Annotated in this window: 27 protein-coding genes; 9 read left to right on the top strand and 18 right to left on the bottom strand. The window is 69.8% G+C overall.

The features are described from left to right. Window positions 1-2: 2 nt before the first annotated feature. From GGR16_RS18815 to GGR16_RS18765, 11 genes are all read right to left on the bottom strand, one after another. Entirely contained in the window at window positions 3-500 is a 498-nt protein-coding gene (locus GGR16_RS18815) for a nitrate reductase cytochrome c-type subunit (RefSeq protein WP_183317609.1), read from the bottom strand. Then, window positions 473-2,965, bottom strand: coding sequence for a periplasmic nitrate reductase subunit alpha (gene napA, locus GGR16_RS18810; protein WP_183317608.1), 2,493 nt, complete (start codon window positions 2,963-2,965; stop codon window positions 473-475). Before napA ends, GGR16_RS18815 begins: the two co-directional genes overlap by 28 nt. After that, a complete protein-coding gene (locus tag GGR16_RS18805; RefSeq protein ID WP_183317607.1) occupies window positions 2,962-3,264 on the bottom strand; it encodes a chaperone NapD in 303 nt (100 codons plus the stop codon). Before GGR16_RS18805 ends, napA begins: the two co-directional genes overlap by 4 nt. Then, window positions 3,257-3,757: a ferredoxin-type protein NapF gene (napF, locus tag GGR16_RS18800; RefSeq protein ID WP_183317606.1), complete on the bottom strand. Its 501-nt coding sequence runs from the start codon at window positions 3,755-3,757 to the stop codon at window positions 3,257-3,259. Before napF ends, GGR16_RS18805 begins: the two co-directional genes overlap by 8 nt. 11 nt (window positions 3,758-3,768) lie before the next feature. Next, complete coding sequence (gene napE / locus GGR16_RS18795) at window positions 3,769-3,957, bottom strand: periplasmic nitrate reductase, NapE protein (protein ID WP_183317605.1); 189 nt, start codon at window positions 3,955-3,957, stop codon at window positions 3,769-3,771. A gap of 271 nt (window positions 3,958-4,228) precedes the next feature. Beyond that, entirely contained in the window at window positions 4,229-6,139 is a 1,911-nt protein-coding gene (locus tag GGR16_RS18790; RefSeq protein WP_183317604.1) for a nitric oxide reductase activation protein NorD, read from the bottom strand. 5 nt (window positions 6,140-6,144) lie between these two features. Further along, complete coding sequence (locus GGR16_RS18785) at window positions 6,145-6,951, bottom strand: CbbQ/NirQ/NorQ/GpvN family protein (protein WP_183317603.1); 807 nt, start codon at window positions 6,949-6,951, stop codon at window positions 6,145-6,147. 57 nt (window positions 6,952-7,008) lie between these two features. Continuing rightward, window positions 7,009-8,355: a cbb3-type cytochrome c oxidase subunit I gene (locus GGR16_RS18780; RefSeq protein ID WP_183317602.1), complete on the bottom strand. Its 1,347-nt coding sequence runs from the start codon at window positions 8,353-8,355 to the stop codon at window positions 7,009-7,011. Window positions 8,356-8,367: 12 nt separating this feature from the next. Next, complete coding sequence (locus tag GGR16_RS18775; protein WP_183317601.1) at window positions 8,368-8,820, bottom strand: c-type cytochrome; 453 nt, start codon at window positions 8,818-8,820, stop codon at window positions 8,368-8,370. 123 nt (window positions 8,821-8,943) lie between these two features. After that, complete coding sequence (locus tag GGR16_RS18770) at window positions 8,944-9,213, bottom strand: cytochrome C oxidase subunit IV family protein (protein WP_183317600.1); 270 nt, start codon at window positions 9,211-9,213, stop codon at window positions 8,944-8,946. Between the two features lie 5 nt (window positions 9,214-9,218). Next, entirely contained in the window at window positions 9,219-9,806 is a 588-nt protein-coding gene (locus tag GGR16_RS18765) for a cytochrome c oxidase subunit 3 (protein ID WP_019402861.1), read from the bottom strand. A gap of 133 nt (window positions 9,807-9,939) precedes the next feature. On the opposite strand from GGR16_RS18765, the gene GGR16_RS18760 reads away from it, so the two are divergent. Together GGR16_RS18760 and GGR16_RS18755 are read left to right on the top strand one after the other, a co-directional pair. Beyond that, entirely contained in the window at window positions 9,940-10,095 is a 156-nt protein-coding gene (locus GGR16_RS18760) for a hypothetical protein (protein ID WP_019402862.1), read from the top strand. 26 nt (window positions 10,096-10,121) lie between these two features. Beyond that, complete coding sequence (locus tag GGR16_RS18755) at window positions 10,122-10,355, top strand: DUF1858 domain-containing protein (RefSeq protein ID WP_019402863.1); 234 nt, start codon at window positions 10,122-10,124, stop codon at window positions 10,353-10,355. Between the two features lie 4 nt (window positions 10,356-10,359). Here GGR16_RS18755 and GGR16_RS18750 read toward each other — a convergent pair whose 3' ends face one another. After that, entirely contained in the window at window positions 10,360-11,067 is a 708-nt protein-coding gene (locus GGR16_RS18750) for a Crp/Fnr family transcriptional regulator (RefSeq protein WP_026015253.1), read from the bottom strand. Between the two features lie 208 nt (window positions 11,068-11,275). On the opposite strand from GGR16_RS18750, the gene GGR16_RS18745 reads away from it, so the two are divergent. Next, complete coding sequence (locus GGR16_RS18745) at window positions 11,276-12,457, top strand: NnrS family protein (RefSeq protein ID WP_183317599.1); 1,182 nt, start codon at window positions 11,276-11,278, stop codon at window positions 12,455-12,457. A gap of 3 nt (window positions 12,458-12,460) precedes the next feature. On the opposite strand, the gene GGR16_RS18740 is transcribed toward GGR16_RS18745, so the two are convergent. From GGR16_RS18740 to ubiT, 4 genes are all read right to left on the bottom strand, one after another. Further along, entirely contained in the window at window positions 12,461-12,802 is a 342-nt protein-coding gene (locus GGR16_RS18740) for a hypothetical protein (RefSeq protein WP_183317598.1), read from the bottom strand. Between the two features lie 14 nt (window positions 12,803-12,816). Then, window positions 12,817-13,707, bottom strand: coding sequence for a ubiquinone anaerobic biosynthesis protein UbiV (ubiV, locus tag GGR16_RS18735; protein WP_183317597.1), 891 nt, complete (start codon window positions 13,705-13,707; stop codon window positions 12,817-12,819). 61 nt (window positions 13,708-13,768) lie between these two features. Continuing rightward, window positions 13,769-14,746: a ubiquinone anaerobic biosynthesis protein UbiU gene (ubiU, locus tag GGR16_RS18730; RefSeq protein WP_183317596.1), complete on the bottom strand. Its 978-nt coding sequence runs from the start codon at window positions 14,744-14,746 to the stop codon at window positions 13,769-13,771. Beyond that, window positions 14,737-15,312, bottom strand: coding sequence for a ubiquinone anaerobic biosynthesis accessory factor UbiT (gene ubiT / locus GGR16_RS18725; RefSeq protein WP_246373188.1), 576 nt, complete (start codon window positions 15,310-15,312; stop codon window positions 14,737-14,739). The genes ubiU and ubiT overlap by 10 nt, the downstream gene beginning before the upstream one ends. 124 nt (window positions 15,313-15,436) lie before the next feature. Between ubiT and GGR16_RS18720 the strand changes: the two genes are divergently transcribed. From GGR16_RS18720 to GGR16_RS18705, 4 genes are all read left to right on the top strand, one after another. Next, complete coding sequence (locus tag GGR16_RS18720; RefSeq protein ID WP_183317595.1) at window positions 15,437-16,963, top strand: UbiD family decarboxylase; 1,527 nt, start codon at window positions 15,437-15,439, stop codon at window positions 16,961-16,963. Next, window positions 16,960-17,550, top strand: coding sequence for a UbiX family flavin prenyltransferase (locus GGR16_RS18715; RefSeq protein ID WP_019402871.1), 591 nt, complete (start codon window positions 16,960-16,962; stop codon window positions 17,548-17,550). Before GGR16_RS18720 ends, GGR16_RS18715 begins: the two co-directional genes overlap by 4 nt. Window positions 17,551-17,687: 137 nt before the next feature. Continuing rightward, entirely contained in the window at window positions 17,688-18,818 is a 1,131-nt protein-coding gene (gene nirK / locus GGR16_RS18710) for a copper-containing nitrite reductase (protein ID WP_183317594.1), read from the top strand. A 55-nt stretch (window positions 18,819-18,873) separates the two neighbouring features. Beyond that, entirely contained in the window at window positions 18,874-19,779 is a 906-nt protein-coding gene (locus GGR16_RS18705) for a formylglycine-generating enzyme family protein (RefSeq protein ID WP_246373186.1), read from the top strand. A gap of 6 nt (window positions 19,780-19,785) precedes the next feature. Here the strand turns inward: GGR16_RS18705 and GGR16_RS18700 are convergent, their stop codons facing one another. After that, window positions 19,786-20,484 carry a Crp/Fnr family transcriptional regulator gene (locus tag GGR16_RS18700; protein ID WP_019401483.1) on the bottom strand — a complete coding sequence of 233 codons (699 nt, stop codon included), beginning with the start codon at window positions 20,482-20,484 and terminating at the stop codon, window positions 19,786-19,788. Between the two features lie 189 nt (window positions 20,485-20,673). Between GGR16_RS18700 and GGR16_RS18695 the strand changes: the two genes are divergently transcribed. Further along, on the top strand, window positions 20,674-21,333 hold the full coding sequence (locus GGR16_RS18695; protein WP_183317592.1) for an alternative oxidase: 660 nt from the start codon (window positions 20,674-20,676) through the stop codon (window positions 21,331-21,333). Window positions 21,334-21,451: 118 nt separating this feature from the next. Then, on the top strand, window positions 21,452-21,931 hold the full coding sequence (locus GGR16_RS18690; protein ID WP_019401823.1) for a pseudoazurin: 480 nt from the start codon (window positions 21,452-21,454) through the stop codon (window positions 21,929-21,931). Window positions 21,932-22,081: 150 nt separating this feature from the next. On the opposite strand, the gene GGR16_RS18685 is transcribed toward GGR16_RS18690, so the two are convergent. Continuing rightward, window positions 22,082-22,435 (bottom strand): ArsC family reductase, encoded by a 354-nt coding sequence (locus tag GGR16_RS18685; RefSeq protein WP_019401822.1) that lies wholly within the window; start codon window positions 22,433-22,435, stop codon window positions 22,082-22,084. Window positions 22,436-22,473: the final 38 nt, after the last annotated feature.

Genomic DNA, 22,473 nt, shown 5'->3' with positions numbered 1-22,473 from the left:
CCTTATTGCCGTCCGCCGAGCTTGCTGGCGTCCTGGAAGAGATTGGGCACGAGCGGCGACGCATCGGTCTGCGACACGTGGCACTGGGTGCAGAAGTAACGCCGCGGCGTGACATCCGACAGCACCTGCCCGTCCCGGTCCATGAAATGCGTGACGCTGATCATCGGCGCGCCGGAGCCCTCGGTGAACTCGCGCTTGTGGCAGGACAGGCAGCGGTTGGTGTTCAGCGTCAGCTGGTAGCCCTCGATGGAATGGGGGATCACCGGCGGCTGCTCGGGATAGTTGCGCATGCGCTTGACGTCGTCGACGATCGGGCGCGCAAGCGGCGGGGCCTTCACCTCGCTCATCGGCTCGGCCTCGCCGGTCAGGCGCGGCACCACCTGCGGCGCATCGCTCGCGGCCGACAGGGCGCCGGCGAAGAGCACGAGACAGGCCGCGGCGAGCCCGGCGCGGATGGCGCCGGCCGGCGGGTTCAGACGGGGACGACCTTGACCGCGCATTTCTTGAAGTCCGTCTGTTTGGAGATGGGATCGGTGGCGTCGAGCGTCGTCTTGTTGATGAGCTGGCTCGCGTCGAACCAGGGCACGAAGACGACGCCGGGCGGCATGCGGTTGCGCCCGCGCGTCTCGACGCGGGTGCGGATCTCGCCGCGGCGCGAGATCAGCCGGATCTCGGCGCCGTGGTTGAGCCCGCGCTGGCGCGCATCGTCGGGATGCATGAAGCAGCGCGCGCCGGGGAAGGCCTTGTAGAGCTCGGGCACCCGCATGGTCATGGAGCCGGAATGCCAATGCTCCAGGACGCGGCCGGTGACGAGCCACAGGTCGAACTCCGCGTCCGGCACTTCGGCCGGCGGCTCGTAGGGTGCGGCGACGATCTTCGCGCGCCCGTCCGGATTGCCGTAGAACTGAACGCCCTTGCCCTTCTCGACATAGGGGTCGTAGCCCTCGCGGTAGCGCCACAGGGTTTCCTTGCCCTCGACCACCGGCCAGCGCAGGCCGCGCTCCTTATGATAGGTGTCGAAGGGCGCAAGGTCGTGTCCGTGGCCGCGCCCGAACTCCGCATATTCCTCGAAGAGGCCCTTCTGCACGTAGAAGCCGAAGTGCCTGGCCTCCACGTTCTCGTAGTTCGGATCGAGCTCGGCGAGGGCGAAGCGGTCGACGTTGCCGTTGCGGAACAGCACGTCGAACAGCGTCATGCCCTTGTAGTTCGGGTTCTGATCGAGGATCTCCGCCGGCCACACCTCGTCGGTCGTGAAGCGCCTGGAGAATTCCATCATCTGCCAGAGGTCGGAGCGCGCCTCGCCGGGCGCATTGACGAGCTGGTGCCAGAAATGCGTGCGCCGCTCGGCATTGCCGTAGGCGCCCTCCTTCTCGACCCACATGGCCGCGGGCAGGATGAGATCGGCGGCGAGCGCCGTCACCGTCGGATAGGCGTCGGAGACGACGATGAAGTTCTCGGGATTACGATAGCCGGGATAGGTCTCGTTCGAGCTGTTCGGCGCCGCCTGCAGGTTGTTGTTGACCTGGATCCAGTAGAAGTTGAGCTTGCCGTCGTGCAGCATCCGGTCCTGCTGCACCGCGTGGTAGCCGGGCTTCTCCGGGATGATGCCGTGCGGGACGCGCCAGATCTCCTCGGCCTTCTTGCGGTGCTCTGGGTTGGTGACCGTCATGTCGGCCGGCAGGCGGTGCGCGAAGGTGCCGACCTCGCGGGCCGTGCCGCAGGCGGAGGGCTGGCCGGTCAGCGAGAAGGGGCTGTTGCCCGGCTCGGAGATCTTGCCCGTCAGCAGGTGCAGGTTGTAGACGAGCTGGTTCGCCCACACGCCGCGCACATGCTGGTTGAAGCCCATGGTCCACAGCGAGACGACCTTGCGGGCGGGGTCGGCATAGAGCTCGGCGAGCTCCTGGAGGAAGCCCGGCTCGACGCCGGAGAGCTCGGACACCTTCTCGAGCGTGTAGTCGGCGACGAAGCGCTTGAAGGTCTCGAAGTCGCTCGGCTCCATGGCCGTGACGTCCTTCGCCTTGCGCGCCTTGACCTCGCGCGGGTCGTCGTCGCGCAGGCCGTAGCCGATGTCCACCGCCGCCTTGAAGAAGGTGGTGTGCTTGCCGACGAAATCCTCGTTCACGCGCCCGGTCGTGATGATGTGGTTGGCGATGTAGTTGAGGATGGCGAGGTCGGTGCCCGGCTTGAAGACGATGGGGATGTCGGCGAGATCGGCGCTGCGGTTGGTGAAGGTGGAGAGGACGGCCACCTTCACATGCGGATGGCCGAGCCGCCGGTCGGCGATGCGCGTCCACAGGATCGGGTGCATCTCCGCCATGTTCGAGCCCCACAGCACGAAGGCGTCCGTGGCCTCGATGTCGTCGTAGCAGCCCATCGGCTCGTCCATGCCGAAGGTGCGCATGAAGGCATAGGCCGCCGAGGCCATGCAGTGGCGGGCGTTGGGGTCGAGGTTGTTGGAGCGGAAGCCGGCGCGCATCAGCTTGGTCGCCGCATAGCCCTCCCAGATCGTCCACTGGCCGGAGCCGAACATGCCGACCGCTTCCGGCCCCTTCGCCTTCAGGACCTCCTTGGCCTTGGTGGCCATGACGTCGAAGGCCTCGTCCCAGGTCACGGGCGTGAAGTCGCCATCCTTGGCGTAGACGCCGCCCTTCTTGCGCAGCAGCGGCTGGGTCAGCCGGTCGGCGCCGTACATGATCTTGGAGAGGAAGTAGCCCTTGATGCAGTTGAGGCCGCGGTTGACCTCGGCCTTGACGTCGCCGTGGGTGGCGATGACCTTGCCTTCCTTGACGCCCACCATGACGCCGCAGCCCGTGCCGCAGAAGCGGCAGGGCGCCTTCGACCACTGGATCTCCAGCGTCTCGACGCCGCCCATGACCGGCTGGGCGGCGGCCGTGTGGATGCCGGCTGCCATGGCCGCGACGCTGGCGGCCTGCGCCTTCAACATGTCTCGCCGCGAGAGCGTCATGGCGATTCTCCGAGGTCTGCAAGGGTTGTGATCTGCTCGAACACCAGATTGGCGGACAGGACGCCGTCGAAGGTGGCGATCGTCGCCAGGCGCCCGCCGAGGGTGGCGCTGTCCGGCCCTTCCATCACCACGACGATCCTGCCGTCCGCGACGTGGTGGATCTCCGTGTCGGGAAGGGTGCCGACGCGCTTCACCACCTCGGCGCAGCGGTCCGGCAGGGTGCGCACCACGGCGCTCGAGATATGGACGGTGGTGTCGGGCTCACGCGTGACGGGCTCAGGCACGGCGGGCTCAGGCATGGGCCGCCTCCGCCGGAACGCGGGTGGCGATGGCCGCGGCCGGGCAGGCGGCGATGCAGGCGCCACAGCCGGTGCAGCGGTCGCTCGCGATCTCCGGCAGGGCAGGGCCGCCGAGGCGCGGCCGGAAGCGGATCGCCGCTTCCGGGCAGGCGTCGCCGCAGCTCTGGCAGACGATGCCGTGCACCGCGAAACATTGCGCCCCGATGGCCGCCACATGGGGAAAGGCTGGTTCGGTGAGGTCGAACACCGGCTCGGGGCAGGCTTCGGCGCAGGCGCCGCAGAAGGTGCATTCGCTGGAGAACGCGATCGCGGGGCGGCCGTCGGCGTCCGGCGTGATGATGTGCTGCGGGCAGGCCGCGGCGCAGGCGCCGCAGGCCGTGCAGGCGGTGGTGATCGTGGCCTCGCGCGACCAGGGCGGCCGGACGGCTTCGGGCCGGGGGGCGATCCGCCCCCTGAGGAAGCTGCGTCTGTCGAGCCTCGGTGCCTCGCTCACGATTGGCCTCCTCAATGCGGAGGGCCCGGCGGGCCGAAGACGATCTGCCACATCCAGACGAGGAAGCCGTAGCCGCCGACGATGCCGACCGCCAGGACAGGCCAGATCAGGATGGCGAGGATGATGAAGGCGGTGAACTCTTCCCGCCGCGAGGGTGCTTGTGCTGTCGCCGTAACGGCCGGTTCCTGCCGATCAGGCATGACGATCGTCTCCTCCGGCACAACTGCACGGCCTTGAACAAGGCCGAGGCATTTTTTCTTTTTTACAATGTAACGATGACAACATTGCTGCATGTGCCTGTCAAGGCGGGCCCCGGCGGGAATGATTTCCAGTCCGAAACCAAGGATGCCGCAAGAGCCGGCCTCCGCCTTTGATCCATGTCATGGCCGGCGACGCGGTCAACTGGCCGGCCGCGATTCCTTGCCCGTGTCCTCCTTTCTCCTGCTGATGTCCGTTGGTGGCGGCCGGCGCCTACCGCATCAGCTGCCGGTAGATGGCCGGCAGAGCCGCCGGCAGGCGCGCGATCTGGCCGACGATGGCATAACCGCCCCGGCCGAAGATGACCGGGAAATAGGACTGCGCCTCACGGTCCACGGTCACGCCGAAGACGGCGACGCCGCCCCGCCGCGCCTCGCGCACGGCGCGGCGCGTGTCTTCGAGGCCGAAGCGGCCTTCATAGTGGTCGACGTCGTTCGGCTTGCCGTCGGTCAGCACGATGAGGAGGCGCTTGCGGTTGGGGCGCCTGGCGAGCTGCGCGCTCGCGTGCCGCAGCGCGGCGCCGATGCGCGTGTAGTAGCCGGGTCTCAGGGCCGCGATGCGGCGCTCCACGGCCGGGCCCATGGGCTCGTCGAAGCCCTTGACGGTCTCGACCCGCACCCAGGAGCGTCGCCGCGAGGTGAAGGTGAGGATCTCGGCATTGTCGCCGCAGGCGGCGAGGCCGTGGGCGAGCGTCAGCAGCGCCTCCTTCTCGACGTCGAGCACGCGGTGGCCGTCGACCCAGGCATCGGTCGACAGCGACACGTCGACGAGCAGCGTCACCGCGAGATCGTGGCCGAGCGGCCGGCTCATGAGGTGCAGCCTGTCCGAGCCCTCGCCGCCGGCGCGGATCTCGCTGATCGAGCGCACGAGCGCGTCGACGTCGACGTCCTCGCCGTCGAGCTGGGCGCGCAGCGTCTCGCGCCGGGGCCTCAGCGCCTCGAACTGGCGGCGTACGCGCCGGATGCGCCGGCGGGCGGCTTCGTCCGGCGCCCACCGCTCACCCTCCTCGCGCGCGGTGCCCGCCAGCACCCGGCAATGGCCGGGAAGATAGGCGCGGCGCGTGTAGTCCCATTCCGGATAGGTGTGGAGGCCGGCCAGGGCCGCCGTGTCCACCGCCTCGGGCGGCAGGTCGAGGTCGAACTTGAAGCGCGCGGCCGGCCGGCCCGGCTGGCGCCGCGAGACCGTCAGCTCTTCCACGTCGTCCGCGGCCTTCTCGGCCTCCTCGTCCTCGTCGCCGTCCGACGGGCGCGAGACGTTCACCATCTCGGCGATGGCGAGCATCTTCTCGAAGCGGTTGAGGACGAAGGGATCGCGCCGCTGCGCTGCATCCGCCTCTCGCCGACGGGCGAGGCGCTTGCGCAGGTCGACCACCGGCGCGAGCAGGCCATTGCGGGCCGGCTCGTCGGCGCTCGGCGTCGCCTCGGCCGGCCGCACGCCGGCATCGACCCAGAGCGGAACGGGCAGGAAAGGCTGATAGTTTGCCGGCGCATGGACGCCGCCCTCGGCCAGGCTGCGCGCCGCCTCGTCGAGCGCTTCCGGCGCCTCGCCGGTCAACAGGGCGTGGACGAGATGCTCGACCTCCCGCTCCACCGCCGGCAGGGGCCGGCCGGGCCGCACGGCAAGAAGCGCCTCGCAGAGGTCGCGATAAGTCGTCACGAGGCCGGGCTGGGCGGAAAGCACGCGGCCGACCGTATCGCGCGCCCGCAGGAGGACGGCGAGATCGCGGCGCAGGGGATCGGCCTCGGTCACCGGCGCGAGCGGCATGTGCACGCCATAGGCCGCCAGCCAGAAATAGAGCGCGCGGTTGAGCCGGGCCTCGGGCAAGAGTTCGATGCGCGCGGGCAGGAAGAGCGAGCCCGTATCGCGCCGCGGCTGCTCGAGCCGTTCATCCGCCATGCCGACGCGCTGGCGCAGCGTCAGGCGGTGATGGAAAGTGCGGCCGGCGCTGGCGGCGAGCTGCACGCCCGCTTCGCCGCCGAGGCCGCGGAAGAAGACCGCGAGCGCGCCGCGCACCTCCTCGAGGCCGACGCCCGCCTCCGGGTGGCGCCGGTAGCTCGCCGCGTCACCGACGAGGCGGTGCCAGGCACGGCCGACGGTCTCTTCGAGCTCGAGGAAGTCCAGCATGGTGGTCAGCCCAGTGTCGCGCGGGCGATTTCGGCGAGCGCGGTGCGCACGTCGGGTTCGTCGGTGAGCGGCTCGATCATCGTCGCCGTCACGGCCTCCTCGGCCGGCATGCCGGCGGCGATCAGCGTCGCGCAATAGACGAGGAGGCGCGTCGAGATGCCCTCCTCGAGGTCCTGGCCCTTGAGGGCGCGCAGCCGGCCGGCGAGGCTGACGAGGGGCCGCACCTTGCCTTCCGCAAGGCCGCTCTCGGCTGCGATGACAGCGGTCTCGCGCTCCGGCGGCAGGAAGTCGAAGCTGATGGCGACGAAGCGCTGGCGCGTGCTCGGCTTCAGCGCCTTCAGGAGGTTCTGGTAGCCGGGATTGTAGGAGACGACGAGCATGAAGCCGTCGGGCGCGGCGAGTTCCTCGCCCGTGCGCTCCAGCGGCAGGATGCGCCGGTCGTCGGAGAGGGGATGCAGCACCACCGTGACGTCCTTGCGCGCCTCCACCACCTCGTCGAGGTAGCAGATGCCGCCCTCGCGCACGGCCCGGGTGAGGGGACCGTCCACCCACACCGTCTCGCCCGCCTTGAGGAGGTAGCGGCCGGTGAGGTCCGCCGCCGCAAGGTCGTCGTGGCAGGAGACGGTGAAGAGCGGCAGGCCGAGCTCGGCCGCCATGTGGGCGACGAAACGCGTCTTGCCGCAGCCGGTCGGTCCCTTGAGCAGCACCGGCAGGCGGTTGCGGTGGGCGTGGGCGAAGAGCGTGCATTCGTTGCCCGCCGGCACGTAGTAGGGAATGGCCGGGGCGGGCGCGGTGTCCAGTGCGCGGAGCATGGGAGGGCCCTTTGTTCGGGAAAAGAAGGAACGGGGCGGCTCTGCCGCCCCGTCCGGTCATTCGGCCGGCTGCAGCGCGCCGCTCGAGGGCGCGGTGCGCTCGCGGCCGGGCACCAGCACGGCCCAGACGAACATCAGGGCGGCGACGACGACCACCACGCCGGAGCCGAGGCGGATCCAGTAGAACAGCGCCAGCTGGTCCTGCACGTCCATGTAGCCTTCGCCGAGCACCCGCTGCAGGTGCACCTGGATGACGCCGGCGAAGGTGAGGGCGAAGGTCATCACCATCATCGCCGTGCTCATCAGCCAGCAGCTCGCCATGGACAGCCACTGGTTGTAGGGGGCGCGGCCGGTCAGCTGCGGCCAGGCATAGGCCATGACGGCGAGGTTGAGCATCACATAGGCGCCGTAGAAGGCGAGGTGCCCGTGCGCCGCCGTCACCTGCGTGCCGTGGGTGTAGTAGTTGACCGAGGAGAGCGTGTGCAGGAAGCCCCACACGCCCGCGCCGAGGAAGGCCATGATCGAGCAGCCGACGGACCATAGCAGCGCGGCTCGGTTGAGGTGCCGGCGCCCGGCCTTCCAGGTCATGGTCACGGTGAAGGCGACCATGGTGAAGAAGGGCGCGACCTCCAGCGTCGAGAACAGCGAGCCGATCCACTGCCAGTAGCCGGGCGCGCCGATCCAGTAATAGTGGTGGCCGGTGCCCAGGATGCCGGAGAAGAGGGCGAGGCCGACGATGACGTAGAGCCACTTCTCCACCACCTCGCGGTCGATGCCGTTGAGCTTGATCATGAGGAAGGCCAGCACCGAGGCCATGATCAGCTCCCACACGCCCTCGACCCACAGGTGGATGACGTACCACCAGTACATCTTGTCGAGCGCGAGGTTCGCCGGGTTGTAGAAGGCGAAGAGGAAGAACAGCGCCATGCCCCACAGGCCGAAGAGCAGGATGTTCGTCACCACCGTCTTGCGGCCCTTCAGCGCCGTCATGGTGACGTTGAAGAGGAAGATGAGGGCGACGACGACGATGCCGACCTTGATGGCGAAGGGCTGCTCGAGGAACTCGCGCCCCTCGTGGATGCGGAAGAGATAGCCGACGACGGCGATGCCGGCGGCGACGAAGAAGAGCCAGAACTGCAGCTTGGCGAGGCCGGTGCTGTAGAGCTCGGTCTCCGTCTCTTCCGGCAGGAGGTAATAGGTCGCGCCCATGAAGCCCATCAGCAGCCACACCACGAGCGCGTTGGTGTGGATCATGCGCACGATGTTGAAGGGCAGCAGTTCGGAGAGCGTGTTGGGCAGCACGTAGATGGTGCCGGCGACGACGCCGAAGCTGACCTGGGCGAGAAAGAGCACGAGGGCGCCGTAGAAATAGATGAGCGCCACCTTCTGGGATTCGTATCGCATTGTCGGCACTCCTCAGCCGGCCTTGTTGGGCGGCCAGTTCTGCGTCTTGATCCGGCCCGTCCATTCGAGGAAGTCGGCAAGGTCGTTGAGTTCCTGATCGCTCAGGTTGAACTGCGGCATCTGGCGCCGGCCCTCGATGCCCGTGGGTTGCGACTGCATCCACGCCTTCAGCATCTCGCGGGCCGTATCCGGATCCTCCGTGCCGCCCCAGCGGTCCCAGACGTTGCCGAGCTCGGGGGCGAAATAGGCGCCCTCGCCGAGCAGGGTGTGGCAGTTGATGCAGGAGTGCTTCTCCCACACGTGCTTGCCGCGGGCCACCGCATCGGTCAGCCCCGCCTTGTCGGTCGAGACATTGACCATGAAGTAGTGGCTGTGGGCGGTCAGGCCGACAAAGATGACGAAGAAGAACAGCGAGCCGCCATAGAAGACGTTCCTCGCCGCCGATTTGGTGAGGCTGTCAGCCATCACGCGTCCTCTCTCGCTAGATCGGGAGATCAGGGCGCGCGGCGTGGCCTGTAGCGTGCGCCGCGCATGATCGCCTGGAAACTAGCTTGCGGGACGGCAGGCTCTTTGTGCTGGCACAAGCACTCAGGCAGCAAGGAGAAGGGGGACGAGGCCGGCGAGGAAGGCAAGGCCGGTCACGCCCCAGAGCCAGGCCGTGACGAGGCCGCGCCAGAGCGGCGGCGCGTGCCGCAGCTCGAGGAAGTCGAGCACGATGAGCCGGCCCTTGGCGAGAGCGAGGGCGAGCACGACGAGGCCCGCGAGCCAGGGCGCGGCGGTGGCTGGCAGGCCCACTGCCATCGTTGCGAGCGTCAGGACGACGAGGATGAGCCAGGTGCGGACGGGTGAGGGGCGCATGGCGATCATCCGGCGAGATAGACGAGCGGGTAGAGAACCACCCAGACGAGGTCGACCATGTGCCAGAAGGTGGTGCCGGTGCGCAGGTCCGCATCGGTCACCGTGATGGCCGCGAGAATGACCATGCCGAGCACCACGTGCAGCAGATGGAAGCCGGTGACGAGGAAGTAGAGCGTGAAGAAGCTGTCGGTTTCGATGCCGATGCCGGCCGCGAATTTCGCCTGATATTCGACCAGCTTCACGACGACGAAGAGGCCGCCGAGGAGGATCGCGCCGGCGACATGAAGGCGGGCGGTGCGCCCGCGGCCCGCATCGGCCGCGGCGACGGCCATGGCGGCCAGGAAGCCGCTCGTGACGAGGACGAGCGTGTTGATGCCGCCGAGGAGGGGATCGAGGCGGGCGCGGCCGGCGGCGAAGAGGTCCGGCTCGAGCGCGCCCGCGATGCCGAAGGCGACGATGAGGGCGCCGAAGACGGCAAGCTCGCTCGCGATCAGAACCCACATCATGGGATGGCCCGGCAGGCCCGCCAGAGGGCCCCAGCCCGCTTCCGGCAAGGCTGTCGCGGCGTGCTCCTCGACGTGCAGCTGCGTCATCGCTCCGGTTCCTCCATCCGGATGGTTGGTAGACGCTCGCTGCGCGCCGGCTCGTTGCGCTGGGACAAAAACCGACCGTGCGTCCCGGGGCATGATGGCTGCCGTCGCATCAAGGAAACGGGGTGAACATCGCATGAGCGAGGCGCAGATCGGCCTGACGGTGGCCGCTCCCCTCATCGTCATCTTCGCCCTCGCGCTCCATCGCATGGGCGCCCTGCGCGGCGGCGCGACGCTCGCGGCCGTGGCGGCCTCGGTCGCCATCGCCGTGGTGCTCTTCGTGACGCAATGATGCGGCACGCATCCGGGAACGACGCCATGACCATCGAGGCGAGCGACTATGTGGACGAGGTGATGCGCCGCTGGCCGGCGACCATCCGGGCCTTTCTCGAACACCGCATGCATTGCGTCGGCTGCCCGATCGGCTGCTTCCACACGGTCGAGGAGGCCTGCCGCGAGCATGGCGTCGAGCTGCCGGTCTTCCTCGCCGCGCTGCATGCGCTCGCGGTCGACCCGCGCAGGGAGAGCTGCGGCTGCGGCTGCGCGTCCTGAAAGATCAGGAAGAGGCGCCGGGGCTGCTTTCGGCGAGGATGAAGAGCTGGTGCGGCTCGCGCACCACGATGCGCTGGCGCCCGCCCTCGACGAGGCCGCGCTCCTCCCAGGCGCTGAGGATGCGGCTCACCGTGTGCAGGGTCGTGCCGGTCATCTCGGCCACGTCCTGCCGGGTGATGGGGAAGGCGATCTCCACGCCCTTGTCGAGCTTGCGGCCGGCCTGCTGCACGAGGCGCAGCAGGGCATGGGCGACGCGCTGCTCCACCTGGCGCGTCGACATCTCGACGACGCGGGTGTGCGCCTCCTGCAGCCGTCCGCCGATGGCGTGCATGGCGCGGCTCGCCAGCGCCGGCCAGCGGGCGATGAGCTCCGGCCAGACGGCCGAAGGCCAGACGAGCACGACGCTGTCGATGACGGCCGTCGCGGTCGCCGGATAGGCCTTGCAGCCGATGGCGCAGGCGACGCCGAAGATCTCGCCCGGCACCACGAAGCGCACGACCACCTGCTGCCCGTCCGGCGTCAGCTTCATGACGCGCAGGTGGCCGTGGACGAGGACGAAGAAGGAATGCGCCGCCTCGCCCTGGGCGAAGACGGGGCGCCCCTTGGCGACGCGGATCGCCTTCGCGTCGCGCAGCATGTCCTCGTGCTCGGCCCGCGAGAGACCGGCAAAGAGCGGCACGTCCGCAATGACCGATGGATCGACGCTCGTCATGGCATGCTCCATTCCGGGGCCGCTGCGGAGGAGGGCGCGGCTCCGTCATCCTCAGGCTAAAGCGCGCGGGACAGGCAGAGTCTTTGTCATGGATCAAATCGGGTCCGGCGGCCCGGCGGATATCATCGCTGCAACTCGCGGCAGCACCCGGCAGCGTCACGGCCGCCGATCTGCCCTCGCGCCCCTTCCTCCTGACGACGAGCGAGCGATGAACGCCATCCCGCGCCTGCGCCGCTACACCGGCCCGGCCCTTCTGTCCTACGGTTTCCGGCCCTTCTTTCTCCTCGGGGCGATCTACGCCGGCCTCGCCATCCTCGCCTGGGTGCCGATGTTCCACGGCCAGCTGGAGCTCGCGACCGCCTTCTCCCCACGCGACTGGCACGTGCACGAGATGCTCTTCGGCTATGTCGCGGCCATCGTCACCGGCTTCCTGCTCACGGCCGTGCCGAACTGGACGGGGCGCCTGCCCATCCAGGGAAAGCCCCTCGCGGTGCTCGTCGCCGCCTGGATCGCCGGGCGCATCGCCGTGACCGGATCGGCGCTGTGGGGCCCATGGCCGGCCGCGATCGTCGACTGCAGCTTCCTCCTCCTCGTCGCGCTCGCCACGGCGCGCGAGATCATCGCCGGCAGCAACTGGCGCAACCTGAAGGTCCTCATCGCCGTCGGCCTCCTGTTCGCCGGCAACGTCGTCTTCCATGTGGAGGCAGGGCTTTTCGGCATCGCGCAGTACGGTGCGCGCATGGGCACGGCGGTGTCGATCGCGCTCATCATGCTCATCGGCGGGCGCATCGTGCCGAGCTTCACGCGCAACTGGCTGGCGCGGGAAAATCCGGGCCGCCTGCCCGTCGCCTTCAACCGCTACGATGTCGTCTCGATGATCGTCGCAGTCCTGGCGCTCGCGCTGTGGGTGGCCGTGCCGGAAGGCCCCGCGACGGGCGCGCTCCTCATCCTCGCCGGTCTCCTGCAGGCCGTGCGGCTGGCGCGCTGGGCCGGGGAGCGGACGGCGCGCGACAGGCTCGTGCTCATCCTGCACGTCGCCTATCTGTTCGTGCCGCTCGGCTTCTTCCTCGTCGGCATCGCGGCGCTGACCGGCACCCCCGCCGAGGCCGGCATCCATGCCTGGACGGGCGGGGCGGTCGGCGCCATGACGCTCGCGGTGATGACGCGCGCCAGCCTCGGCCATACCGGCCGGGCGCTCGTCGCGTCCGCCGCGACGCAGGGCATCTATTTCTTCGTGATCCTCGCCACCCTGGCACGTATCGGCGCGGCTTATTTGCCGGCTTTCTATACGCCGCTTATCCATACGGCGGGGCTTGCCTGGGCGCTCGCCTTCCTCGGCTTCGGGCTCGTCTACTGGCCCGTGCTGACGCGCTCTCGTCTCGGCGGCTGAGGCTTACGATTCGATGCGGCGCAGCGCGGCTGCGCCCACCGCGGCCGAGGCGGCGATTTCGTCGAAGAGCAACGCCATCTCCGCGAAGACCGAGCGGTCGCTCTCACCCTCGGTGATCTGGTCGAGCTCCGACAGGAGATGGAGGATGGCGCCGATGCGGTCCTTGCAGTCGCGCGCCTCGGCGAGCCGCCGGCGGGCGAGGCGCCGCACCTCGAGGCGGGCGAAGCGATCGATGGCGCCGTTCAGCGTTTCGCGGCAGGTGCAGTCGATGTCGAGCCGGGTGAGGATGGCCGAGAGCCGGCTCAGCAGCACCTCGGTCTCGTCGCGGCGCTTCGCCTCGGCCATTGGTCTCCTCGGCCCTATGCCCCCACGCGCCGTACGCCCGACTCAGCATGCACGAAGCCATTGGCGAAGACCGCGCCGGGATAGACCTCGGCGAGTGCGGCCTCGGCCTCGCCCGCTTCGCGCCGGCCGTCGATGACGTCGCGGAACAGCCGGGCGACGGCGACCATGTCGCAGCACTGGGGCGACAGGCGCAGCGCGCCGACGCCGGCCGAGCGCAGCAGGTCGATGTCGCCGACGAGGTTCATGACCGTGTGCGACAGCGTCTGCACGCCGTTGACGGTCAAGAAGGGCTCGTTGTCGAGCGTCTCGACGGCGAGGCCGTCCGGGTCCTTCTCGCAGACGAAACGGCAGTTGTCCTTGGTCAGCTTGTGGAGGCGGGCGTGATAGCAGCGCGCCGAGATGGCGAGCGGCACGCGCCCGAAGGCGAAGACCTCCACCGTCACGTCCGGCACCCCGGCCGCGATGGCGGCGACGGAGGCCGCCGGCAGCTCCGGCGGCAGGCACATGCGCCGTGCCCCGCGTGAAGCGAAGAAGGCGGCGGTCGCCTCGTTGTAGATGTTCACGAACGGCCCGATGGCATGGGGCCGGCCGGCGAGATGGCGCAGGGCGGAGACGTCGTTGGCCTCGACCGTCAGGTCCTCGCTCTTCGCCAGCTCCTCCATCTGCCGCCGCTCGCGCTCGAGGGCGACGAGCGCCAGGGAGCCGAAGATCACCGTCTTGCCCGCCGCGGCGAGTCGCTCGGCCACGGCCGGCAGGTGGCGCGCGAGGAAGGGCATGCGCTTCGAGCAGACCACTTCGCCGATGACGACGGTCTCGACCGGCGCGTCGTCGGCGATGCGGAAGTAGAAGTCGCGCCAGTCGTCCGCCTGCCAGTTGAAGAGCACGGGGCCGAGCGTCAGTTCCATGAAGTCCTCGCTGCGAAAGCTCGGCGCCGATCCAGCGCCATATGATCTGGCGCCACCTGATCTAGCGCCATGTCTTGCGATAGGCGCCGACGGTCGTCGTCTGGCCCTCGGTCATGGCCGTGAGGCCGGCTCCGGTGATCGGCCGGCCGGCCTCGAGGGCGGCGAGCGCGGCGCGGAAGGAGGCGACGACGCTCGCGATATAGGCGCGGCCGCGCTGGCGGCCCTCGATCTTGAGCGCCGTGACGCCGGCCTTCTTCAAGCCCGGCAGCATTTCCGCCGCATCGAGGCTCACCGGCTCCTCGAAGATGTAGCCGGCGCCGATTCCGGTGCGGAAACGGCCCTTGCACAGGGTGGGGTAGGCGGCTGGCTCGCCCTTGGCGAACTTGTTGATGGTGAAGTCGCCGAGGCGCGAGACGAGCGTATTGCCGTCGTCCCGGTAACTCACGTGGCTCGCCGGCGAGCAGACGCCGTGCATGTTGGGCGACTGGCCCGTGGCGTGCGAGGAGAGTGAGCAGCGCCCCTCGGCCATCACGCACAAGCCGCCGAAGACGAAGACTTCCGTCTCGCAGGCCGCCGCGCGGGTGATGGCGGCGATCTCGGGCACGCTCAGCACGCGCGGCAGCACCACCCGCTTCACGCCGAAGGCCTCGACATAGAAGGCGATGGCATCCGGGTTCGCCGCCGCGGCCTGCACCGAGACGTGCAGGCGCTGCGCCGGGTGACACTCCGCGGCATAGGCGATGAGACCGACATCGGCGAGGATCAGCGCATCGGCCCCCGCCGCCACGGCGTCGTCGACCGCGCCGTGCCAGAGGCCGAGCTGGCCGGCACGGGGAAAGGTGTTGATGGCGACGAGCACCTTGGCGCCCCGCGCATGGGCATAGGCGACGCCCTCGGCCATCTCGGCGCGGGAGAAGTTGAGGCCGGGGAAGTTGCGGGCGTTGGTCTCGTCGCGGAAGCCGCAATAAACGGCGTCCGCGCCGGCATCGACGGCGGCGCGCAGGGCGGCCGGCGTTCCCGCCGGGCAGATCAGTTCCATGGCATGGCTCCGGGGTCGGTGACGGGGCGCGGCAGTAGGCTGCGCAGCAGCCGCTCGGCGGGCGCGGCGAGGGGGCCGAGGCTGCCGCAGCCCTCGCGCACCAGGTCGATCTGCGCATCGTCGATCGCATTGCGCAGGGCGACGACCGCTTCCATGTCGCCTTCGACGACGAGGTCGCGCGAGAAGAACAGCGCATCGCCGTCATAGCCGCCGTCGACGAGCCCGATGAGCGCGGCGATCGAGCCGCGGATGGTGACGTCGAGACGGGCCGGCAGCGTCCGCACCGCCGTGATGCGTGGGCGGCGGGGCAGCGACTCGAGCAGGAAGGCGAGCGGCAGATCCGTTGGCGCGAGGCCGAAGCGCTTGCCCGCGTGCGGGCCGAGCCGCTCGAAGATGCCGGGATGATTGGCAAGGACCGCCTTGAGCGTCGCCGCGAGGATCGGCTGCAGCGGCAGGAGCGGCAAGGGCCGCAGCGCGAGCTGCACGACGAGCGGCACCCGGCCGGGCATGTCGGCGGCGGCTTCCTCGTGCCCGGCGGTACGCCGGGCAGGTTGTTCCGATGGCATGTCGGTCTCCTCCAGCCGCCCTATACACCCCGGCGCCGCGCCCCTTCTTGCGCCAGGACAAAGACGGCGGGGCGCCGGGGCTGTGCTGTCCGCGGATCCGCAACGCCTGCCCGAAGGACAGCCCTTGACGCTGCGCCGACAGCCCCCCTTCCGCGACCTGCGCGCCTTCCTCGCCCATCTCGATGCGCGCGGCGAGCTCCTGCGCATCGCCGAGCCGGTCTCCATCTGCCACGACATGACCGAGGTTCACCGCCGCGTGCTCGAGGCCGGCGGGCCGGCCCTCCTCTTCGAGCGGCCGGTGCGGGCCGACGGCGCGGTGTCGGACATCCCCGTGCTCGTCAATCTCTTCGGCACCGTCGGGCGCGTCGCCCTCGGCTTCGGGCGGCGCAGCGACGGCTCGGCGGGCGACGGTCTTGCCGGCCTCGGCGAGATGCTGGCGGAGCTGCGCGAGCCGCGCCCGCCGCGCGGCCTCGGCGAGGCCATGGGCAAGCTGCCGCTCGCCCGCGCCGTGATGGCCATGCGCCCGCGCCGCGTCGCGAGCGCCCCCGTCCAGGAGCGGGTGCTGACCGGCGCCGAGGTCGACCTCGGCCTCCTGCCGGTGCAGACCCACTGGCCGGGCGAGCCGGCGCCGCTCGTCACCTGGCCGCTCGTCATCACGCGTCCGCCGGAGGATGCCGGCGACGACACGGCCAATGTCGGCGTCTACCGCATGCAGGTCATCGGCCGCGACCGCGCCATCATGCGCTGGCTGGCCCATCGCGGCGGGGCCAAGCACCACCACCTGTGGCGCGCCCGCGGGCGGGACATGCCCGTCGCCGTGGTCATCGGGGCCGATCCCGCCTTCATCCTGTCGGCCGTCTTGCCCCTGCCGGAAACGGTGTCGGAGGTGGGCTTTGCCGGCCTCATCGCCGGCGAGCGGCCACGGCTCACGCCTTGCGTCAGCGTCCCGCTCATGGTGCCGGCCGAGGCCGAGATCGTGATCGAGGGCTTCGTCTCGGCCGAGGAGACGGCGCCCGAGGGGCCTTACGGCGACCACACCGGCTATTACAATTCGGTCGAGGACTTCCCGGTGCTTGATGTCACCGCCGTCACCATGCGGCGCGCGCCGATCTATCTGTCCACCTATACCGGCCGGCCGCCGGACGAGCCCTCGCGCATCGGCGAGGCGCTCAACGAGATCTTCCTGCCGCTGGTGCGGCGGCAGTTCCCCGAGATCGTCGATCTGTGGCTGCCGCCCGAGGCCTGTTCCTACCGCATCGCGGTCGCGTCGATCGCCAAGCGCTATCCCGGCCAGGCGCGCCGGCTCATGCTGGGGCTGTGGTCCATGCTGCCGCAGTTCACCTATACCAAGATGCTCATCGTCGTGGACGAGGACATCGACGTGCGCGACTGGGCGGCGGTGATGTGGGCGGTCTCGACCCGCTCCGACCCCTCGCGCGATCTCGTGCAGCTCGCGGACACGCCCATCGACTATCTCGACTTCGCCTCGCCGAAGCCGGGCCTCGGCGGCAAGCTCGGCATCGACGCCACCGGCAAGATCGGGCCGGAGACGGCGCGCGAATGGGGCCGCGTCATCCGGCAGGACCCGACGGTCGCGGCGCGCGTCGACGCGCTCTGGCGGCGTCTCGGCATCGAGGAGGGAAGCGCATGAACGGGCGCACGCGCATCGTCGTCGGCATCTCGGGCGCTTCGGGCGCGGCGCTCGGCCTGCGCGCCGTGGAGCTGCTGGCCGGGCTCGGCGGCATCGAGGTGCACAGCGTCGTCACCCGCTCCGGCGAGCGCACGCTCGCCCACGAGGTCGGGCCCCACGCCCTCGGGCGCATCGAGCGCCTGTCGATCCGCCATCCGTGCGAGGACATCGGGGCGTCGATCGCCAGTGGCTCGTTCCGCACCGCCGGCATGGTGGTGGCGCCCTGCTCCATCCGCACCCTGGGCGCGCTCGCGGGGTGTCTCCTCGACAACCTCCTCGTGCGTGCCGCCGACGTGCACTTGAAGGAGCGGCGCCGGCTCGTGCTCCTGGTGCGCGAGAGCCCGCTGCACATCGGCCATATCCGGGCCATGGCAGCGGTGAGCGAGGCCGGCGCCATCGTCGCCCCGCCGGTGCCCGCCTTCTACATGAAGCCGCAGACGGTCTCCGACATCGTCGACGCGACGGCGCGGCGGGCCGTCTCGCTCCTCGGCCTGCCGGGCGGCGGGCCGGAATGGACGGGCGAGAACCCGCCGCCGACGGCGGTCTGAGCCTCCCGCCGGGCTCTTTGTGCCAGCACAAACATCCGGATTGCGGGCCCCGGGGAAGTTGCGAATACGCAAATTCCGGCGGGGTCCGCATGCGAGGCTTGCCTCATCGAACAAGGCAACACGCAACGGAGAAAACCATGTTCACCCGGCGCAATATCCTGGCATGTGTGGCGATGTCGGCCATCGCCGTCGCGGTGCCGGCCATGGCGGACGACCTGTCCAACATGCCGCGCCAGAAGGTGGAGCTGGTCGCGCCGCCCTTCGTCCACCCGCACGAGCAGGTGGCCAAGGACGGGCCCAAGGTCGTCCAGTTCACGATGAAGGTCGAGGAGAAGGAACTCGTCATCGACAACGAGGGCACCAAGCTGCAGGCGATGACCTTCAACGGCTCGGTGCCGGGCCCGATGATGGTGGTGCACGAGGGTGACTACGTCGAGCTGACGCTGATCAACCCCGAAACCAACACCATGCCGCACAACATCGACTTCCATTCCGCGACCGGTGCGCTCGGCGGCGGCGGGCTGACCCTCATCCATCCCGGCGAGCAGGTGGTGCTGCGCTGGAAGGCGACCCGCTCCGGCGTCTTCGTCTACCACTGCGCGCCCGAGGGCATGGTGCCCTGGCACGTGGTATCGGGCATGAGCGGCACGGTGATGGTGCTGCCGCGCGACGGCCTCAAGGACGAGAAGGGCAATTCGCTGACCTATGACCGGGTCTATTACGTCGGCGAGAACGACTTCTACGTGCCGCGGGACGAGAACGGCAAGTTCAAGACCTACGAGACCGTCGGCGACTCCTATGCCGATACCGTCGAGGTGATGCGCAAGCTGACCCCCACTCACGTCGTCTTCAACGGTGCCGTCGGCGCCCTGACCGGCGAGAAGGCGCTCAATGCCAAGGTGGGCGAGAAGGTGCTCATCGTGCACTCGCAGGCCAACCGCGACACCCGCCCCCACCTCATCGGCGGGCACGGCGACTACGTCTGGGAGACCGGCAAGTTCGCCAACCCGCCCGAGAAGGACCTCGAGACCTGGTTCATCCGCGGCGGCTCGGCGGGGGCTGCGCTCTACAAGTTCCTGCAGCCCGGCGTCTACGCCTATGTGAACCACAACCTCATCGAGGCCTTCGAACTCGGTGCGACCGCGCACTTCAAGGTCGACGGCACCTGGGACGACGACCTCATGAAGCAGGTGCGTCCGCCGGAGCCGATCGGCGCGGGCGAGAAGCTCGGCGCCGTCGACGGGGCCCCCGCCCCCGCGGTCCACTGATCCCCTGCGGGCCGTCCCCGGCCGGGGACGGCCCGCCCTTTTCGGGATGTCCGTCATGCGCTGCGCTCTTCGCTCCCTTCTTCTCGGCACCGCTCTTGCCCTCGTCGGCCTCGCTGTCCGGGCCGATGCGGCGGGAATCGAGCCGGCCACGCCCGATGTCGTGCGTATCGCGCCCGGGCGTTTCGACTACCGCGTGCCCGGCGAGTTCATGCGCGGCAAGCGGCCGGTCAACGGCCCGCGCATCGAGATGCCCGTCGAGCAGCCCGTGATGATCATGAAGCGGCAGGTGAGCGCCGCCGAATACGGGCGCTGTGTCGCGGACGGCGCGTGCCGCCCGGCCCTCGGCGGGGCGGGCGGGCGCGGCGAGGTGCCGGTCGTCGGCGTCACCTGGCACGACGCCAGCGACTATGCCGCCTGGCTGTCGGAGAAGACCGGCCGCAACTGGCGCCTGCCGAGCGACGAGGAATGGTCCTTTGCCGCCGGCTCGCGCCTCGTCGACGATGCCGTGAGCGACGATCCGGGCGGCGACGTCGCCAATCGCTGGCTCGCCCGCTACGACGAGGAGTCGCGCCGCGAGATCGTGGCCGAGGCTGAGCCCCAACCCTTCGGCAGCTTCGGCGAGAACGAGCACGGCGTGCTCGACATCGGCGGCAATGTCTGGGACTGGACGAGCACCTGCTTTGCCCGCTACCGGCTCGACGAGGAGGGTGCGCTCGCCGGCAAGCCCACCGTCAACTGCGGCGTGCGGACGGTGGCCGGCGCCCATCGCGGCTATGTGTCGGACTTCATCGGCGACGCCAAGGCGGGGGGCTGCTCCGTCGGCCGCCCGCCGGCCAATCTCGGCATTCGCCTGGTGCTCGACGAGCAGAGCGCCTGGCGGCGGGTGGCGACCCGCCTGCGCCGCCTCGTCGACAAGGAGGACGCGAGCCGCGCGCTGGTCCTCGCGTCGGACCGGTGGTGAAGGGGTTCAGCCCGTCGCATCCGCCAGCATGGCGAGCTCGTGGGGCCGGCGCACGACGACGCGCCGGCGCCCGCTGTCGACGAGGCCGCGGCTCTCCCAGGCGCTCAGGGTGCGGCTCACGGTGTGCAGCGTCGTCCCCGTCATCTCGGCGAGGTCCTGGCGCGAGAGGGGAAAGGCGATCTCGATGCCGCGCGCGGTGCGTCGGCCGGCCTCCCGGGCAAGGCGCAGGATGGTGTGGGCGATGCGGCGCTCGACGTTCTGCGTCGACATCTCGCGCAGGCGCTGCTGCATCTCGCGATAGCGCGCCGCGATGACGGAAACGGCGTTGACCGCGACCTCCGGGTGGCGCGCCATGATCTCGCGGATGGCGGCGCGGGAGATGCCGATGACCTCGCTGTCCGCCACGGCGGTCGCCGTGCTTGGATGAAGGTCGTCGCCGGCGAGGACGGCGAGGCCGGCGAGCTCTGCGGGGCCGACATAGCGGATGATGACCTGCTGGCCGTCGGCGGTCGTCTGCGTCACCCTGAGGCGGCCTTCCGCGACGACATAGAAGGTCTCGGCCGGATCGCCCTGGTGGAAGACGGGATCCTGGATCGCGAGCCGGCGGCGGCTCGCACTGCGGCGCAATTCGCGCAGCGAATCCGGAGACAGGCCGCGGAACAGGTCGGTCCGGCACAGGATGTCTTGTTCCGCAGTACCGTGCATGTCCTCAAGCGCCTCGCGCCGCCTCGACGCGGGCGGCGGCCGGGCGCATCCAGCCACCACCGCGCGGGCAGCGCTTTGATCCGCCGCAAAGATTCGCCGCGCTTGACATCTATCCTGCCGGTGGCGCAGGTGCCGCGCGGCCTTCCGCCGCGCCGCCGCGACCGGGCCGCAGAACGAGGCAGGCTGAGCATGCTGATGATCGACAAGGGCGACTTTGCCCGCCACCATACGCCGGCGAGCCTGGCCGACCGCATCGCGGCCGGCATCGTCCGCCTCATGGAAGGGGCGGCCTCGCTCTTCTTCGGCCGCCGCTACGGCGACGGGGCGGTCGTGCTCGAGACGGTCGCCGCCGTTCCCGCCATGGTGACGGCGACGCTCCTTCACCTCAAATGCCTGCGGCGCATGATCGACGACCGCGGCTGGGTGCGGGCCTTCATGGACGAGGCGGAGAGCCAGCGTGCCCACCTCATGGCCTTCGTCGCCCTGCAGCAGCCCGGGCCCGGCGAGCGGCTGTTCATCGCGGTGGCCCAGGCCCTCTTCTACAACGCCTTCTTCCTGCTGCACCTCGTTTCGCCGCGCACCGGCCACCGCCTGACCGGCTATCTCGCCGAGGCGGCGGTGCGCGACTATTCGCGGCGGATCGTGCGCCTCGAGACCGGCCAGGAGGAGAACGTGCCGGCCCCCGCCTTCGCCGTCAGCTACTGGAACCTGCCGCGCGACGCGCGCCTGTCCGACATGCTCGTGGCCATGCGCGAGGACGAGGCGATCCACCGCGATATCAACCACGCCTTCGCCGATGCGCTCGCCGCCGGGCGGCCGCTGCCCGAGCGCGAGGGCTGGCAGGTCTGACGGCGCCTTCCGGTTTGATACGGCGCAAAGTGCGCGCTGCATCAAGTCCTTAGAGTGACATTCGTGGATGGAGATCGCGAGACCGCGGCTCCCCGCCGCGCCCGCAGGGGCGGGCGACATGATTGAGGACGATATGATGAACCGCTGCACGACCCGCACTCTTCTGACCTTCGGCGCCCTGATGCTGGCGCTGCCGGCCGTGGCGGCCGAGCACGAGGTGAAGATGCTCAACAAGGGTTCGGACAATCAGGCGATGGTGTTCGAGCCGGCCTTCCTGAAGATCGCGCCGGGCGACACCGTGAAGTTCGTGCCGACCGACAAGAGCCACAACGCCGAGACCATCCCGGGCATGATCCCCGAGGGTGCCGAGGCCTTCAAGGGCAAGCTCTCGCAGGAGATCGTCGTCACCTTCGACAAGCCCGGCCTCTATGGCTACAAGTGCCTGCCGCATGTCGGCATGGGCATGGTCGGGCTGATCCAGGTCGGCGACGAGGCGCCGAACCTCGATGCCGCCAAGGCGGTCAAGCTGCCGGGCCTCGGCGGCAAGCGCATGACCGTGCTGTTCGACAAGCTCAACACCTCCACGGCTGCCAAGTAACGCGCCAAGTAAGGCGCCAACTGAGGCGGCTCGGGCAAGCCGGGCGGCCAATGGGTCGTCCTGCCTGGTAGTCCGGCGGGCCGTCTGCCGTGGACGCGGCGGGCGGCCGTCGGTGGTGGCGCCGGCGGAGGGCGCCCCGGCCCGGCCGGCTTATGCGAGCACGGACTCGTAGCCGGCCGGGCTGAAACCCACGACGATCCTGCCGTCGATGTCCAGTACCGGCCGCTTGATCATGGACGGATTGGCCAGCATCAGGCCGACGGCCTTCGCCTCGTCGAGCCCGTCCCTGTCGGCCTCGGGCAGCTTGCGGAAGGTGGTGCCGGCGCGGTTGAGGAGCTTCTCCCAGCCGGCTTGCCGGATCCAGTCCGTGAGCCGGTCGCGATCGATGCCGGCACTCTTGTAGTCGTGGAAGGCGTAGGCAACGCCCTTGGCCTCGAGCCAGGCGCGCGCCTTCTTCATCGTGTCGCAGTTCCTGATGCCGTAGATCGTGATTTCGCGCGCCATTCCAGCCTCTCCCGAGAGTTCGCGCGGCAGCTATAGCA

It is taken from the genome of Chelatococcus caeni, assembly GCF_014196925.1.
GTDB classification, from domain to species: domain Bacteria; phylum Pseudomonadota; class Alphaproteobacteria; order Rhizobiales; family Beijerinckiaceae; genus Chelatococcus_A; species Chelatococcus_A caeni.
This window is presented reverse-complemented; position numbering and strand designations above follow the sequence as displayed.